We start from the raw sequence: 15,095 nt of genomic DNA on the forward strand, positions 1-15,095 counted from the left end.
CCGCATTCCTTCTTCTTTCTTTTTTTCCCTGGTAATTGGACTTGCATTACGAAATAGCCGCTCCTTGACAGATCTCGCTTCGTTTTCCCGCTCAGCGCAGCTCCTCCCTGATAAGAATAACCGTCAGGGGAAATCACCCTGACGGTCCATTGACGTGGACACCGCATCCTGAAGAGCCTGTGGGATCGATTGGACTTCTTTCTGCTGCTTACTCAATCCGGCATTATGAAACGAAATGGCACTCCTTCATGGTTACTTTGCTTCCTATATGTTGTCGATCTCGCTTCCAATTGCTCCTCCATTGGATTCGACTATATTCAGGGATTTTTAGTGTCCGTGATCGTTGTTCCCTTTGGGAAGCCTCCTCGATACCTGGGTCTCGGTTCCCGGCTCGACAATGACAAATTGACCCATCATTCCGCTATCTTCATGATAAAGCAGATGACAGTGATACATGTAAGGCGTGTCGGGGTCGGGATAGATTCCGAAATCAACTGCTAGTCTAACGGTGGTTCCTTTTGGGATAAAAACCGTATCTTTTCTCCCTCATTCATACAACGGCGGATCTTTCCCGTCCTTATCCAAAATCGTGAAGGCGGCATCGTGAATATGAAAGTTATGGTCCCATCCTTTATTCGTAATCACCCACATCTCCCGCGCACCTGCTGGAATGACCTGATCGATGCGATACATATCCATCTTCTTGCCATTGATTGCCGATTGGGTTGTCAATAAAAATTTACGTACATCCGCTCGATTCGGCACTTCAATTAGCGGCTCCTTGGTAAGTTGTTTGGGTAGTGGCGGAGAATCGGTTAGATGTTGACCTGCGATCATCTTAACCAATTCAAACTCTCCGCTTAGTATGCCATCTCCCCCTTTGAAGCTGCGCAGGATCGTTTCCTCGCCAGGTTTGAATTCGACAACGACCTCCGCACGTTCGCCTGGACTTAATATCAAACGATCTACATAGACCGGCTCGGGTAGAAGGCCTGAATCATTACCGATTATTTGAAATGATCGATTATCCGAAAAGCCGATTGTATAGCCTCTGGCATTTGAACCATTCAGCAACCTAAATCGGATTTGCCTTGAAGCGATCTTCAAATATGGATCGTGTGTGCCGTTAATCAAGATCTGATTGCCCAATAAACCAAACGGATCCATGTCCACCTTTTCGCTTAGAGAACCGTCACTGTTGAAAAGCTTATCTTGAATGATAATCGGGATGTCATTCACCCCGTACTGGGAAGGCAGCTTAAGAGATTCCTCATCTTCGATCAAAAACAATCCTGCAATTCCGCGGTATACATGCAATGCAGTCTTTTCGTGTAAATGAGGATGATACCATGTAGTCGCTGCTGACTGCTCGATTGTCCAGTAAGGGTTCCAGGTCTCACTCGCCTCAATCATTTGGTGAGGGCCACCATCCATCTCCGCGGGCAATCTCATTCCGTGCCAGTGCAAGGTGGAGGTTTCTTTCAGGTTGTTCTTCACCTCGAATGAAACTTGATCTCCGCGTGAGACACGGATCGTCGGTCCCAAATAGGAGCCGTTGATCCCCCATGTCGGTGTATCCTTCCCCTCAAAGAATTCGGTTGTGCCAGACTGCATCGTCAAGGTAAAGTGCTTCTTGCCATAGTTATCAATTGTCGGTTCAAGGATGGGCGGAATTTTCATAGGATTCTTATACTCAAGTGCTCTGACATCCATTGTATCGTCCGAGCATCCGCCCAAACTGAATGCCAGGAACAGTAACAAGAACGGCATTAGTTGAAAGCAACGTTTCATCGGGATTTCACCTTTCACTCATTTTTATAAATCGACATGGCGAATCCAGCCAATCTGCAATCCCCTCTGTATAACGATGCCGGCAACAGAAATAACGCCCGATGCTGGAGCACCAAGATGTTCGCCCAAAACCGATATAATAGAATTATCCATATCCCGCTTCATTAACGTTCACCGTCGTCAGAAACATTGGAGGAAAAAATCAATTTGATTCGCATAGAACTGTTTGATTACGCATTTCCGCTTGTACTCCAACAATATCGCCATCTAGTGCATTCCACTAATTCGTCAATAGTTTCATCCTTTTAATTACCGGACAACCACTTTCTTCTTCCTGTTCTACGAAGGCGTCCACCTGAAATACATCCCGCAGCATTTTCGGGCAAATCACCTCGCTAGGTTGTCCCTGGGCATATATGGTGCCCCGCCTCATGACTGTAATGCAATCGGAAAATGCTGCGGCATGATTCAATTCGTGTAGCACCATAATGATCGTCATTTGCTCAACACGATTTAAATGGGCAACGAGTTCCATAATTTCGAGTTGATGACAAATATCCAAATAGGTTGTTGGCTCATCCAACAGCAGTACCTTGGGTTGCTGGGCGACTGCCATGGCGATGCGGGCCCGTTGACGCTCACCGCCCGATAATTCCTGCACGCTTCTGGTTGATAAGGCACTCATCCCAGTTAACTGAAGCGCCCAATCAACTACTTGACGATCACCTTCGTCCAGCCTTTGCATGAAGCCTTTGTGCGGAAAGCGCCCGTACGAAACAAGATCATATACGCTAATATCCGTCAACCGTTCCTGGGACTGCGCAAGCATAGCCAACTGCCGGGCAAACGGCTTCATCCCCCACTCTTTGGCATCTTTCCCGTCTACGTAAACTACTCCATTCTCCACTTGCAGTTGCCGGGAGAGTACCTTCAACAACGTGCTTTTCCCGCAGCCGTTTGGACCGAGAATACTATGAACGAGCCCCGGTTCGAACCCGATGCTCACATCGTCCATCACTTTATTTCCGTAATACCGGGCAACGAGATGTTCAGCATGAATCATTCCTTGTTTCCCCGCTTTCTCAGCAAATACAGAAATAATGGAGCGCCGACCGCTCCCATAATAATCCCGACGGGCAGCTCTACTGGTGCAAATACAATTCGAGAAATCGTGTCGAAAATGGTTAGCACGGCGATGCCAAGCAGCATGGTAGCCGGTAGCAGCAGCCGGTAATCGTTGCCGACGAGCAGTCTTGCGGCATGGGGGACAACAAGGCCGACAAAAGCTAGCAGACCCACCACGCTGACTGCGCTTGCAGATAGAAGGGCTGCTGCAGCTGTAACACCAAATCTCATTCTCTGGACATTCAAACCTATTCCTTTCGCATCCGAATCACCGAGCGCCAAGATGTTTATACGCTGTGCGCCCATCAGCGCGAACATAACGCCTACTATCGTGTAAGGCAGCAACAACTGAAGATGCGGCCAACTCTTTGCCGAAAGCCCTCCGACCATAAAAAGCAATGCTCCGTCCACTCGATCGCTGTAAAATACGAGCAACCCCGAGATGCCCGAACTGAAAAATGCGGAGACGGCTACCCCGGCCAAAATGAGACGGCCTGGACTGACGCCGTTTTGCCAGGCGAGTGCATAAACAATCATGCATGCGACCATCGCCCCAACAAACGCTATTGGTGTCATTAAATAGGAATATGCAGGGAACATGACAAGCGTGGCGATTCCGAATAAACCCGCGCCCGAAGAAACGCCAATAATGTGCGGATCCGCCATCGAATTTCTCATGACACCCTGCAATAAAGCGCCTGCCAGCGAAAGGTTAATGCCTACGAGAGCGGCGATTAGCGTTCGGGGCAGTCGGACATTCCATATGATCGCATGAACGGAGCTCTGTAGATCGCCCGTAAATACACGGTAAATATCCGTTAAGCCGACATGGACCGCGCCGCTGACGATGCTGAAGACGATACCCACTAAGGCTATTAGCGCGAGTATAGAGAATACAGTCATCCGCCATGGCAAGGATGTTCTTAAGTTCGATATCGCTTTAGTTTCCATAGATCTCCGGGTAAACCAGCTTGGCCATATGTTGGAACGTCCGATCGACATTCAACCCGGCTGGATTAACAAAATCCGATGTTAGAAACGCCATCCTGCCATCCTTGACAGCCCGAAGTGAAGCCCAAGCCGGGTTGCTCTCAAGATCGCTTTTAAGCTTCTTCTGGCCGAACTGCTCGGTACCGTGCACGCTGATGAACAAGTAATCCGGATCCGTTTCAATTAACTTTTCGACGCTGTAAGGAACGGAGCCAGGAATGTTCCCAGACGGCTTAATCATTGCCGCATTCTTCATTTTCAGTCGTTCGGCGATGTCAAGCGCAAGGCTGTCACTAGTTACGATCGATATCCCCATGGGCATAATCGTAAGAATAGCAAACGTAGGCGAACGGTCGGGCACTTTTTGGACTACTCTCTGGATTCTCTCGTCAGTCTCTCTCAGCGCTTTTTCGGTCTCCGTTACGTTTCCGATAATACTCCCGAGCAGCTTACCCTTGTTTATAAAATCGTCGTAACTTTCTATTTTAAGAAAGGCTAACGGAATATTCCCGACTGCAAGTGCGTCAATCAAATGTGTATGAAAGAATGGATGCCCGATCACTAGATCCGGTTCCAGGCTTGTGATTTTTTCCAAACTTACCTGATTGATCTGCCCGACGTCTACGGCAGTCTTGGCTCCCTCCGGTACGGTAACGTCAGGTGCGGTCGCTCTACCGACCACTTGGCCCCCAAGTTGGTAGAACAATTCCAGCGACTCATTCAGAATAACTATCCGTTTGGGCTTCGACGGCAGGACGACTTTCTTTCCGATGTCGTCAGTAAAGGTCAAGTACGGCTCTTCCGCATCGCCCGTATTCGCGGCGCTATCATGATTATGGATATCATTCGTACTGGAGTTCGAGTTACATCCCAGCAGTGTCAGAACGAAGATGAGGCTCATCAACGTGATAGAGATTTTACGGTTCAATGTTCAGTTCCTTCTTTCTCGCTTCGTTTTGATATGATTGAATAACATTCGAACTTTAGGACGACTATGTCGGCGTCTCCAATTGATCCAGCCATACGGCCAGTGAGTTAATATCTTCCTTGGTCAACTAGTTCGAGAACGCTCTTGCTCCTGCCTTCCGCGATTTTTCCAGAGATCTGCTCCTTCGAGATGCTAACTTCGCTCCCATTAAGCTTGTTTCGAACTCTACCTTCCAAATCGGAGGCATGGAAGACTATAAACTGTTGTTAATAGAAATCGCAACGGCCTCACTGTTGATCGAGTCGAAAAGAGGCTGTTGCTCCTCAACTCCTAGTATATTTTTTTCATTGAACCAACCAACTCACCCCTTTTTTAGCAATTCTGACGGGCACTGGACCTCATAACCCTATTGACATACATACTGTTTGTATGTAAAAATGCAAGTATTCACTGAAAGGAGTGATTAACAATGAAAACAGCAAGTTTCTACCCAGTCATAATGACCGAACAGGTGGCGACAACCGCAGAGTTTTACCGAAAGCTGTTCGGATTTGAAACAGTATTCGAAGCGGATTGGTACGTAAGCCTGCGGTTGACTAAAGAGGATCAAACCGCGTTCGAATTGGCGGTTCTCGAAGCGGGGCATCCCACCGTGCCAGAAGCTTATCGCAATTCTGTTAGGGGGCTTATCCTAAATTTCGAAGTAAACGACGTCGACGCGGAATACGAGAGGCTGATAGTTTGCGAGAAACTCCCCTTACGGCTCGAGCTCCGGAACGAAGCCTTCGGACAACGGCATTTCATCACGAGCGATCCGAACGGGGTATTGATCGACGTTATCAAGATCATTCCTCCTTCCTCCGAATACAGCGATCAGTATCATGAGAAGTTATGGGATTAACGGTGCGTGAGCGGTGAGATGATTAAGCCCTCACTTTAAACACTGCTTTTGAATGGAGCTCGCCCAGTGTCTCTCCGGATTGATCGCGCCGATCCGGAGTTTCCCGCTGCGGCATTCACCGCAGACGTCGCTGATCGAATGGCCTCTCTTAAACTCATTAAGCAGGTCGCCGTCATCGCGTAACAACTGTGCGATGCTTGCACGCGAGCATTAACTAAGCCTTAGGAGTTAGCTTGGCTTCTGGAACGAATCGAACGACGCAGAATGCACAAGGAATAGATGGTTCGCCGACCTGTTAACACTCGGCCGGATATCGATGTTTGGTCAAGTCAGAAGCGGCGTCCGCGCCGTCGATCTCAAATCTAGCTTGCCCGATATAACGTTCAACCACGCCGAGGTCATACATGATGGCGGATAGATACAGTAACTCCGCGTCGTATTTTTGTTCATCCGATTTCCAATCGACGCGCCAAACAGGTAGCTCCGAAGAACATGATTGAAAATGAAAGCTGGGGATGCTTCTCGAACTAGCTCAGTCGCTTCTCTCGCCAGCTTCGTGTCAGGCAAAACGATTCCCGCTATTTCTTTGATCATGACCTGCACCTCACAATCCTGATATTGTAATTATCGTTCGGCTTTAGATACCGTTCGATATCAGTATCGTAACAAAGCGTTTCCTCACCGTCAACACTGGACACTCTAGTTCACAGAATCGCTAGATTACGCATGAAAATAACCCAATTTAGCTATTGATGCAGAAAATTTCATTCGCATAACTTATTAATGATACCGTTCGGAATCTATTTTGATGAAACGAATCCGAACACGACTTCTGCTCATAAGGGGGTAAGGAAGACCGTGTGGGCTTGCTGGATCCTGAATTTGAGTTGGCGGAAGCAATCATACGAAGAAAGTCGTTAGCATGTCAGCATACGGAAGCGGGTTCCGACGACTCCGATCGCAGCTACGCTCCAGTACCCCCATCGCTTCTCCGCCCGTTTGTCTTTTACTCGGGGAAGCAAATAAACGTATAGAAACAGCGGGCAAAACCATCCGTCCACCACGAAAGAGTAATGGCAGGAACGAACAATTGGACGCACCTGGCCAGTACATCGATCCCTTTCCGGACTGCCCAGATGCATAGCAGGATCATGCTGCCCAACATGATAACGACAGGAGTTTGGAAATAATAATTCAAGACGATAAACTCGCCGTAATCGCGAACTATGTAGAATATGCAACTGAACAAGAGAAACAGCAACTGCAACGCTTTTCCCGCCAATTGAGTCGTGATCGAAGCATCAGCAGTATGGACGATCCCAATACTGACTGAAACTATAGAATCTTTATCGGAGTTATCCAGAATACCTTGGGATTTAGAGACTACCAGGATCTCTGCATCAGGAACTCTGCATTATATAAATTCTTGCGATAACAGAGTATTAATTGTATAATATTTACATTAAACCGCGGGAGGAAATCACATGCATCCAAAAAAAGTACCCCGTTAAGCCCGAGGTCCACCATTCATGCGTTAGTGAATATTTATCCTAAATATAAAAAGGAGATGTACACTAATGCACATGAATGGACCTGGAAATATTTCTCGAAACGAAAGACTTGAAACCTGCCATGAAATTGCTTCGAGATTGCACGAGGTATACCGAGATAAAATTCTTGCCATCGGGGTTTACGGTTCTATTTCCCGGGGTGCAGACGGCCCCTTCTCTGACATTGAGATGTTTTGCGCGTTAGTCGAGTCAAGCGAATCAATCGAATATAGCTATGAATGGTCTGCCGGGCCTTGGAAAGCTGAAGTGAACGTCTGCAGTGCGGACGTTCTTCTTGAAACCGCGTCTACTGTTGAGGGGGAATGGCCGTTGACGCACGGTCCGTTCTTTTCTCCACTCAGTCTATACGATCCTAACAACTTTTTTCCAACATTAAGGAAAGCCGCCGAATCACCGACTAAAGAGGATTTCAGTCGTGCGATTAATGAAGTCCTTGTAGGGGAAATGTACGAGTTCATCGGGAAACTAAGAAATATCAGTCATAATGGCCAACATACCTACTTGCCGTATTTAGCAATGGAGTTTGCCCAATACGGAGCTATGTTAATCGGGTTACACAATCAAAAACTTTACTCGACTGGCTCAATGGTTCTACCAGAGTCACTAGAACAGCCAAGTCGTCCAAACGGATTTGACACTGTTGCTCGAATGGTCATGTCAGGACAGCTTGGAGAGCCTTTAAAAATTGTTTCGGCTTGTGAAAAATTCTGGAGTGGTCTTGTGAATTGGGCGGCTCAACACGACTACGTAATAAGCACAAAACGAATTCCTTTTTGACCCGGTAAATTCGGCACTTTCAATAACATATAAGATATTATAGACCAAAGACCCCATTAGTTTGGGGTCTTTAACTTGCGAGGCCATCGAGAGAATCGAATCCTCCGTTGTTGGGCTGAACGTTGCCCGCTTCGCTAAAAGCAGTGCAGTTCCCGAAAGCAGCCACAATGTTCACAGGTTCTAGAACTGTATGCCACCCCTCAGCCCAGCAACCAGAAAAAGTATATCCACATTATGCTAACGCTTACTCATCCAGCCTTGCTCGTAGGCATAACGCGCAAGCTGAACTCTGTTTTCCATATGGAGCTTATGAAGTATATTTTTCAAATGGTTTTTTACAGTATGCTCGGAAATGTCTAACTTGCTCGAAATATCCTTGTTGCTTAGGCCTTTGGCGACAAGCCCTAATATTTCACGTTCCCGGTTGGTTAGTGGACTGGCCTGCGCCTTGTTGGCGCTCATAGGAGACAATTCTTTCAAGATGCGAAATGCGAGCTCACGTGTCATCGGCGCCTCATCGATCGCAATCGCTTTCAAGTATTCGTGCCATGCGTCCGGCTTCAGATTCTTCAGTAAATAACCTTGAGCACCCTTTTTCAGGGCATCGAATAGGTGCGCAATATCGTCCGAGACCGTTACCATGACCACTTTGACATACGGGTACTTTTCCTTCAGGCGTTTGGTCGCCTCCAGCCCGCCCATTCCCGGCATTTGAATATCCATCAGGATCATATCGGGCATCCACACTTCGCTAAGAGCGAGCGCCTCTTCGCCGCTGCTCCCCTCCGTCACCACTTCAAAAGCTGGGTCGCTCTCCAGAATCATACGAATCCCTTCCCTGGCTATTTCACTGTCGTCTATAATCATTACACGGAATGTTGACACTTCACTTTGCCTCCTTTACAATCGTAACCCTCGTTTCTCCATCTTTCCTTTCGATATGAAACAGCCAGGACATATTGTTTGCGCGATCCCGCATCATTTTAAGACCATAGCGTTTTCCTCCAACCGCTGTCTCGGGATCAAAGCCTTTCCCGTTATCCGCGATCTGACAAGTCCATCCCGTCTTTGTAGTCAGCGCTTGTAATCGAACAAGGGTGGCCTCCGCATGTTTGTGAATATTGAGCAGTGCCTCCCGAATAATCGCCAATAGTTCCACTTTATCTTTAGAGGAGAGTACAGCCTCCGGAATATCCCATTTCGTATCAAATTGTAAATCGCTTTCGCAGCGCAGCTCGTCAATTAAGCTCTCCACCCCCTGCAGCCACGGATTTCTGTCCACATCGGCCGCTTGCCGCAAATTCGCTATGGCTTGTCTTACGTAATCGTTGGTGTGGCGCACGCTTTCCCTCAGCTTGTCAATGGGCAATTCCTCTGTCTGCTTCATCCGTTCCATACGCGATACCTGGGCACTTAAGAAAAATAATGATTGTGCGATGCCATCATGCAACTCCCGAGCAATCTTTTCACGTTCCTCCAGAACAGCTTGCATAGCTTTCGCCCGATTCAGTTCTTCCTGATTATGCTCGATCATCGTGAACAACTGTGTCAGGAACAGCAAGGTAACTAATAACACAAATACAGGCGCAAGCCAGTTTCCGAGCTCCATGGAAATATAAGGTAGAAGAAACTCGTGCCTTACATATTCCCATATGCCAATGGTTAAAGTAGGGATGATCAGAATTAGCCATTTGATTTGTTTGTATGTCAAGCTTAGTCTCCTCCCCAGGTAAGTTCGTATCATTTATTTTACCTCGAAACAAACCAAACAGGTATGACTCCAAATGGCTACTGTGCTCGACTTCGTGTTAATTAAATGATGATCTTACAGGAGCGGAGGCTGCCTGACCATGAATCAATTCAATCTTCCCTCACATTGATTATTAACAAAGAACAGCATGCGCGTGAAAAACATCGCAAATGTTTACCACGCCCAAGGAGAGGGAATGAATCCTGCCAATTCCCAAACTTTGTTCCACATCGTACGAGCGACTGGTTCCATCTTCTCGGCGGTGCAAGCAGACTCGGGCCGGTAGCCTTTTTCTATAACTTTGTTCCAGGTTGTTTCCGTTAAATAATTGGTCAAAACCGCACCATTAAAACATGGTGGAGCCACATACACTTTATGCGTGTGGTCAAGGATCATCCTTGTATTGCCCGGCGGTTGAAAAGGCAGGGGAACAAGGAACACAAACAAGAGAAGAATCATCGTTCCTGCGCTTAACCCCCATATTCTTAGTTTAATCACTGTGAAACCTCCCCATCGAACTCAGACTTTCTGCCACTTCTATTGCCTCCCTTTGTTACCCTTTGTTATATTGTGCCAGAACGTATACGGCCTCAGCATCGTGGCAGATGACATCGACATACTTATGTCAACTTGTCGCCACAGTGGCCCTAAGGAGTCATAGAAAGCGTCTCTCATATCAGGTAAAATGAAGAACGTTATCAACCAAACCTTGGTATGCGGGAGGAACAACAAATGACCGAAGTCCGAAAGCCATCTTCGAAGAACCCTTTTCTGATTCCACTGTTGATTATTTTCATCATTGTTGTCGCATATTGGTTGTATCAATCCTATTTCCGCCAAAACTCGCTTGCGGTTAAGATGGATTCCCCTGCGTTTTCTTTATTCGATTTAAACGGGGAAACCGTCACTCAAGCGCGTTTTGATGGAAAGGTGCGAATAACTTCTTTCATCTTCACTCGTTGTCCGGATATTTGTCCCGCCACAACCGCCAATATGATTGCACTCCAATCAGAGCTTCGAAAACAAGGATTATTTGGGAATGAGGTCAATTTCGTTTCAATCACATTCGACCCGGTTAACGACACCCCAGAGGTATTGCAACAATACGCCGAACGAATGGGGATTGACCAAAGCGGTTGGACATTGCTTCGGGGAGAAGAAGGAGAAGTCATAGATCTCGCCACCAAGTATAATATTTCCATTGTTCCTCTCGACGACGGCTTATTTGCCCATTCAGTCACTTCGTTATTACTGATTGACAGCAAGCAGCGGGTGCGCAATATCTACAGGATGGGAGAAGAAATGGAGAACGAAAAGATTCTCTCGGATATCAAAACCTTGCTCGATGAGCAGCAGCGGGATTCGTAGATCCTGCTGCTGCTTGTCGCAATTACGGGATCATTTCGACTTTTTCGTAGGCAATCCGCTTTCGCTCTCCATCGGTTACAACTACCTTCATCGTCCATGCACCGCTTTCGGAGATAAAGCTTCCATCAGCTTCGTAAGTAAACTTATCAAACCCTTCATAACCATAAGGATCTGGGCCACCTTTCTTATAAGTAATGGGCACTTCCACCGCTTGTTCGCCACAATGAAGAGATACCTCAGCCGATATGGGTTCGCGCATCTCGCTCGGCAACCAAATATCCAATCGGACATGCTGCCTTCCGCTATTATTCTCGCGAATTCGAAGCGACATATGCGCTTCCTCTCCCATCACATGCCAATAAACCGGCTCCTTCAATGCTCTTCCGCCTAGAGCGGGAGATGAGATCATAGCTGATAACAGCAACACCAACATTGTCAAGCTTAATGAAAAACGTAGGCTTTGCTTGAAACGAAAGCGCATGCATCTCTCATCATCCCCCGCTTGCTTCCAGCGTCTGTAACCGTCTACTGTAACCCATACGATTACAAGGATTAACAGTAGCTTGAGAAGCATTAGATTACGGTTCGACCCGTTCCCCCATACCGCCGCTACCCCTGAAACTAACGATAGACGGATCAGACCTGAAACTGTAATCCCGCAACAGGCGATAGCGGCCCATGTCATGAATCGCGCAAGCAACAGTCTGAGTTGCGAAACCGGAAGCTCCGACTTTCGAGACAGCAACCCATAAATCGAAAGTCCACCGCCAAACCAAATTGCGCCTGACGCTGTATGGACACTTGCTACCCCTACACCGATCATCTCTTGGAATGACAAGATGACTCCCGCACCTTCTATATGCAAAAGTGGAATAATGGCCAACACGCATAGACCTTTAACGAACATTGAAATTTTAGGATGTGGAATCGCTTCCCAAACGGCAAGCAGCCATACGATGGCAACCGCCACTTTCATAAAAGTAAGTACGTTGTTGGAGCCAGCAAGGATCAGAGCATAGAGAGTGACAACTGACGCAGTCCGCTCGAACAGATCGATCGTCGGCCACGTTGCCCATCCTCCTGCGGCGGGCAAAAGAACGGTGCGGAATACAACAATGCCTATGAGGGTCATAGCAGCGCTTGTTTCCGCCAATCTCTCTAGTTTGCCGAGCAGGTTCGCCCATTCTCCGTCTGTCTCGGCGTGCATATGTCCATTTCCAGAGGCGAGCACCTCCCATCCTGGAGTTAATAGTAAAACCAGGCAGGCTGCGGCCAAGAGCATGACCGTAGCCAAATGCCTGATCAAAACGCGCATGTTTGTACTTCCTCCCTCTTGTTATCTATGATCAAACTAGCCTGCGATAGCGTTCATAACGGGACACGATACGCTGCCAGCCGTTCTATGTTCCATTTCCGTTTATTTTTGTTCCGCCAACCATGCGGCAATGGATGCAATATCATCTTCGCTCAAGCGTTTGCCGTATGCCGGCATTCCTCCTTTTCCATCGTTAATCAATTGAATCAGCTTTTCCTCGGTCAATCGGCTTCCTACCGTTTGCAAGTTAGGTCCGACTCGCCCTTGAAGCTGATTGCCGTGGCATGACATGCAATTCTGTTTATAGACAGTTGGAATTGAGAGCTCGGCTGACATCTCATTTGGTTGTTCACCACCCCCGCAGCCTGCTAAGCAACACGCCGTAGAAAGACCGATTAACCATATGGGCCACAGAAATCTCATCGCCTTAACTCCCTTCTACATCAACCTTTTCAATCTGTCTGCGTCACAGCTTATCTACCTCTTGACTCTGCATAGGTTGATTATCCTCTCTTCCGTCTGGTACTTCGTCCCGATCGCGCCCGGATCGTACTCAGCCCACTCTTGATCTTTTCTCGATCACCTCGGTCGACATGTAGAAGCGCAAGTCGACCACACAGTTTTCCGACTGCGTGACACAATAGTCGCACATGCCAATATCGGTTCTGCCCTACCGTAAGCTTTCCGTGACGGGTATGGATGTGGATTGACGGCGTTCCACCTTCATCCCTACCCAGACAAGATTGACGACTGTTAGAAAAGCTAATCCCATATAAACGGTTCCGAAGGTCGAAGGATCAGCTACCGCTGTCATATTGTACATGCTCCAGTCGAACTCGATTGCTTTCGTCAGCGCAGATCCGCTTATGGCGCCGGCGAGAAAGTTTACAAGACTGTAAACGCCCATACCGACGCCTATCCGTTCTTTCGGCAACGCGGTTGAAACGACTTTGGCAATAGTTGCCTGCAAGAAGGTGAACGGGATGTTGACGAGCGGCAGTACAAGCACGATGATCCATGGCGACAACCCGGTCACTGCGGACAATCCCAACAATCCTACGGCAAGCGCGATCAGAGCGATGAACAAAGTAAATCGGCTTCCACGGGTATCGGCCAGCCGCCCTCCAACTCTACCGAGAAGCGCAGCTAACATAGCAGCCGGAAACAGGACGAGCCCAATCGTCGAGGCATTCAAATGATACAACCCTCTTAACATGAGTGGGGACATCAGGAAAACACCATAGACAATGAAAGAGTTGATGAACCCGATACTCAGGCCGTTTGCATAACCGGATATACGGAACAATGACAACTGAACGAACGGATTGGGCGCTCTCCGCGAATGCAAGAAGAACAGCGTGAGAAGCACCGCGCTGACCAGCAGCCACCAAAGATTGAACTTTGTGACCGAAAGCATCAAGGCAGTTACGCCGACACCTAGTAAAGACGCTCCGAGCAAATCAACCTTCTCGCCGTCTCGAACCTGTTCTTGCGGAAGCGACCTACGGATCAGCGGCAGCATGATTGGAGCGGCGAGAGAAATGAGGAACAGGCTGTTCCAGCCGTATCGACCCGCAACAACTCCGCCTAGAATTGGTCCAATACCCGAGGAAAAAGCAATCGTCGATGCAATGATGCCCATCACTTTGCCCCGCTGATCCGGAGGGAAAAAGCGAACCGGGACAATCATAACGAGCGCCGGTACACAGGACGCCCCTGCCGACTGTACGAAGCGGGCTAGCAGTACGAGGGGGTATGAATCGGCGAAATAGCCGACGACCGAAGCCGCTGCGAACATAAGCAAGCCAATCGTGATGAGCCGCTTAAGCGGATATTTGTCCGCCAGCTTACCGTACAACAGCGATCCGAGTGCATACAACACCGAATAGCCGGTGATAATCCAACTGACGGATGAATGGCTCAAACTGAAATCGGACGCTATGTCAGGAAGAGCCACGTTAAACATCGTCGCGTTCGTAACGGAAAAGAAAAGTACAAAACATAGCGAGAGGACAAGGCGACTTGACGACGCCGATTTCTCAAATCTATGTGATGCTGCATCATCCTGGCTCATAGTCTACTCTCCAATCTCTATATAGATGCGACCAGGTCTCCCTGACAAACCAACTCTATATTACGATCCCTCATCATGTTCGCAAAAAAGACAGCCACCAACAAACGCCGAAACGCCGTTTTGGACAGTTACGATGGCAAGAAGCCCGTTATGAGAAGCTTCGTACACTTCCGAATAAAATAATTCCGCCAAGCGCAAGTTCTCCGTAGATCCTTCTATCATCATCTGCATCCTCCTATATTTGAGATTGCCTTTCGGCATTCGTTGAGGCAGATAGGACAAGGACCTCCCCATCTTACATCTGTTTCTCTCTTTGCCGTTGTAAGGGAAACGGGTAGTTCTGGAACTATAATTTCAAAATGCAGCATAATCCCGGGCAAACCAGCTCGCATACTAACCGGCTAGCGATTTTCTTCGAATGACCGCTTCCGCCAAGCTCAAATTCAATATCCAGCAAGCCCACACGGCTACCGTGTAAGAGAAGCCGTAGGGTTGGTCCATCGCA

The 15,095-nt window shown here is 47.9% G+C and carries 14 protein-coding genes and 1 pseudogene; 3 read left to right on the forward strand and 12 right to left on the reverse strand.

Annotation, left to right across the window (positions count from 1 at the left end; genetic code table 11):
* Positions 1–327 precede the first annotated feature (327 nt).
* The 4 genes and pseudogenes from AC3Y2E_RS23805 to AC3Y2E_RS23820 all read right to left on the reverse strand — a co-directional run bounded on the left by AC3Y2E_RS23805 (position 328) and on the right by AC3Y2E_RS23820 (position 4,834).
* Positions 328–1,791: pseudogene (locus tag AC3Y2E_RS23805) on the reverse strand (multicopper oxidase family protein).
* Positions 1,792–2,071: 280 nt separating this feature from the next.
* Positions 2,072–2,854 (reverse strand): ABC transporter ATP-binding protein, encoded by a 783-nt coding sequence (locus AC3Y2E_RS23810; protein WP_379214817.1) that lies wholly within the window; start codon positions 2,852–2,854, stop codon positions 2,072–2,074.
* Positions 2,851–3,867 carry a FecCD family ABC transporter permease gene (locus tag AC3Y2E_RS23815; protein ID WP_379214819.1) on the reverse strand — a complete coding sequence of 339 codons (1,017 nt, stop codon included), beginning with the start codon at positions 3,865–3,867 and terminating at the stop codon, positions 2,851–2,853. Before AC3Y2E_RS23815 ends, AC3Y2E_RS23810 begins: the two co-directional genes overlap by 4 nt.
* The gene (locus tag AC3Y2E_RS23820) at positions 3,857–4,834 is read right to left on the reverse strand and encodes an ABC transporter substrate-binding protein (protein WP_379214821.1); all 978 of its coding nucleotides are present in this window, start codon (positions 4,832–4,834) and stop codon (positions 3,857–3,859) included. Before AC3Y2E_RS23820 ends, AC3Y2E_RS23815 begins: the two co-directional genes overlap by 11 nt.
* A 469-nt stretch (positions 4,835–5,303) precedes the next feature.
* On the opposite strand from AC3Y2E_RS23820, the gene AC3Y2E_RS23825 reads away from it, so the two are divergent.
* Complete coding sequence (locus tag AC3Y2E_RS23825) at positions 5,304–5,735, forward strand: VOC family protein (protein ID WP_379214823.1); 432 nt, start codon at positions 5,304–5,306, stop codon at positions 5,733–5,735.
* A 1,006-nt stretch (positions 5,736–6,741) separates the two neighbouring features.
* Here AC3Y2E_RS23825 and AC3Y2E_RS23830 read toward each other — a convergent pair.
* The gene (locus tag AC3Y2E_RS23830) at positions 6,742–7,017 is read right to left on the reverse strand and encodes a GerAB/ArcD/ProY family transporter (protein WP_379214825.1); all 276 of its coding nucleotides are present in this window, start codon (positions 7,015–7,017) and stop codon (positions 6,742–6,744) included.
* Positions 7,018–7,312: 295 nt separating this feature from the next.
* On the opposite strand from AC3Y2E_RS23830, the gene AC3Y2E_RS23835 reads away from it, so the two are divergent.
* Positions 7,313–8,083 (forward strand): ANT(4')-I family aminoglycoside nucleotidyltransferase, encoded by a 771-nt coding sequence (locus AC3Y2E_RS23835; protein ID WP_379214827.1) that lies wholly within the window; start codon positions 7,313–7,315, stop codon positions 8,081–8,083.
* Positions 8,084–8,320: 237 nt separating this feature from the next.
* Here AC3Y2E_RS23835 and AC3Y2E_RS23840 read toward each other — a convergent pair whose 3' ends face one another.
* The 3 genes from AC3Y2E_RS23840 to AC3Y2E_RS23850 all read right to left on the reverse strand — a co-directional run bounded on the left by AC3Y2E_RS23840 (position 8,321) and on the right by AC3Y2E_RS23850 (position 10,331).
* Entirely contained in the window at positions 8,321–8,950 is a 630-nt protein-coding gene (locus tag AC3Y2E_RS23840; RefSeq protein ID WP_379214851.1) for a response regulator, read from the reverse strand.
* 19 nt (positions 8,951–8,969) lie between these two features.
* Positions 8,970–9,794, reverse strand: a complete 825-nt coding sequence (locus AC3Y2E_RS23845; protein WP_379214829.1) for a sensor histidine kinase — start codon at positions 9,792–9,794, stop codon at positions 8,970–8,972.
* A 213-nt stretch (positions 9,795–10,007) separates the two neighbouring features.
* Positions 10,008–10,331 (reverse strand): hypothetical protein, encoded by a 324-nt coding sequence (locus AC3Y2E_RS23850; RefSeq protein ID WP_379214832.1) that lies wholly within the window; start codon positions 10,329–10,331, stop codon positions 10,008–10,010.
* A 234-nt stretch (positions 10,332–10,565) separates the two neighbouring features.
* Between AC3Y2E_RS23850 and AC3Y2E_RS23855 the strand changes: the two genes are divergently transcribed.
* Positions 10,566–11,201 (forward strand): SCO family protein, encoded by a 636-nt coding sequence (locus AC3Y2E_RS23855; RefSeq protein WP_379214834.1) that lies wholly within the window; start codon positions 10,566–10,568, stop codon positions 11,199–11,201.
* Between the two features lie 22 nt (positions 11,202–11,223).
* Here the strand turns inward: AC3Y2E_RS23855 and AC3Y2E_RS23860 are convergent, their stop codons facing one another.
* The 4 genes from AC3Y2E_RS23860 to AC3Y2E_RS23875 all read right to left on the reverse strand — a co-directional run bounded on the left by AC3Y2E_RS23860 (position 11,224) and on the right by AC3Y2E_RS23875 (position 14,815).
* On the reverse strand, positions 11,224–12,516 hold the full coding sequence (locus AC3Y2E_RS23860) for a hypothetical protein (protein WP_379214836.1): 1,293 nt from the start codon (positions 12,514–12,516) through the stop codon (positions 11,224–11,226).
* Between the two features lie 102 nt (positions 12,517–12,618).
* Positions 12,619–12,939: a c-type cytochrome gene (locus AC3Y2E_RS23865; RefSeq protein ID WP_379214838.1), complete on the reverse strand. Its 321-nt coding sequence runs from the start codon at positions 12,937–12,939 to the stop codon at positions 12,619–12,621.
* Positions 12,940–13,186: 247 nt separating this feature from the next.
* Complete coding sequence (locus AC3Y2E_RS23870) at positions 13,187–14,590, reverse strand: MFS transporter (RefSeq protein ID WP_379214841.1); 1,404 nt, start codon at positions 14,588–14,590, stop codon at positions 13,187–13,189.
* Between the two features lie 60 nt (positions 14,591–14,650).
* Positions 14,651–14,815: a hypothetical protein gene (locus AC3Y2E_RS23875; RefSeq protein ID WP_379214843.1), complete on the reverse strand. Its 165-nt coding sequence runs from the start codon at positions 14,813–14,815 to the stop codon at positions 14,651–14,653.
* Positions 14,816–15,095: the final 280 nt, after the last annotated feature.

It is taken from the genome of Paenibacillus sp. MAH-35, from assembly GCF_058135425.1.

Excerpts from the sequence above, each read along its gene's own strand:
- AC3Y2E_RS23835 (WP_379214827.1), top strand. The coding sequence starts at position 7,313 with ATGCACATGAATGGACCTGGAAATATTTCTCGAAACGAAAGACTTGAA.
- AC3Y2E_RS23870 (WP_379214841.1), bottom strand. The coding sequence starts at position 14,590 with ATGAGCCAGGATGATGCAGCATCACATAGATTTGAGAAATCGGCGTCG.
- AC3Y2E_RS23875 (WP_379214843.1), bottom strand. The coding sequence starts at position 14,815 with ATGATGATAGAAGGATCTACGGAGAACTTGCGCTTGGCGGAATTATTT.
- AC3Y2E_RS23810 (WP_379214817.1), bottom strand. The coding sequence starts at position 2,854 with ATGATTCATGCTGAACATCTCGTTGCCCGGTATTACGGAAATAAAGTG.
- AC3Y2E_RS23855 (WP_379214834.1), top strand. The coding sequence starts at position 10,566 with ATGACCGAAGTCCGAAAGCCATCTTCGAAGAACCCTTTTCTGATTCCA.
- AC3Y2E_RS23815 (WP_379214819.1), bottom strand. The coding sequence starts at position 3,867 with ATGGAAACTAAAGCGATATCGAACTTAAGAACATCCTTGCCATGGCGG.
- AC3Y2E_RS23840 (WP_379214851.1), bottom strand. The coding sequence starts at position 8,950 with ATGATTATAGACGACAGTGAAATAGCCAGGGAAGGGATTCGTATGATT.
- AC3Y2E_RS23825 (WP_379214823.1), top strand. The coding sequence starts at position 5,304 with ATGAAAACAGCAAGTTTCTACCCAGTCATAATGACCGAACAGGTGGCG.
- AC3Y2E_RS23865 (WP_379214838.1), bottom strand. The coding sequence starts at position 12,939 with ATGAGATTTCTGTGGCCCATATGGTTAATCGGTCTTTCTACGGCGTGT.
- AC3Y2E_RS23860 (WP_379214836.1), bottom strand. The coding sequence starts at position 12,516 with ATGCGCGTTTTGATCAGGCATTTGGCTACGGTCATGCTCTTGGCCGCA.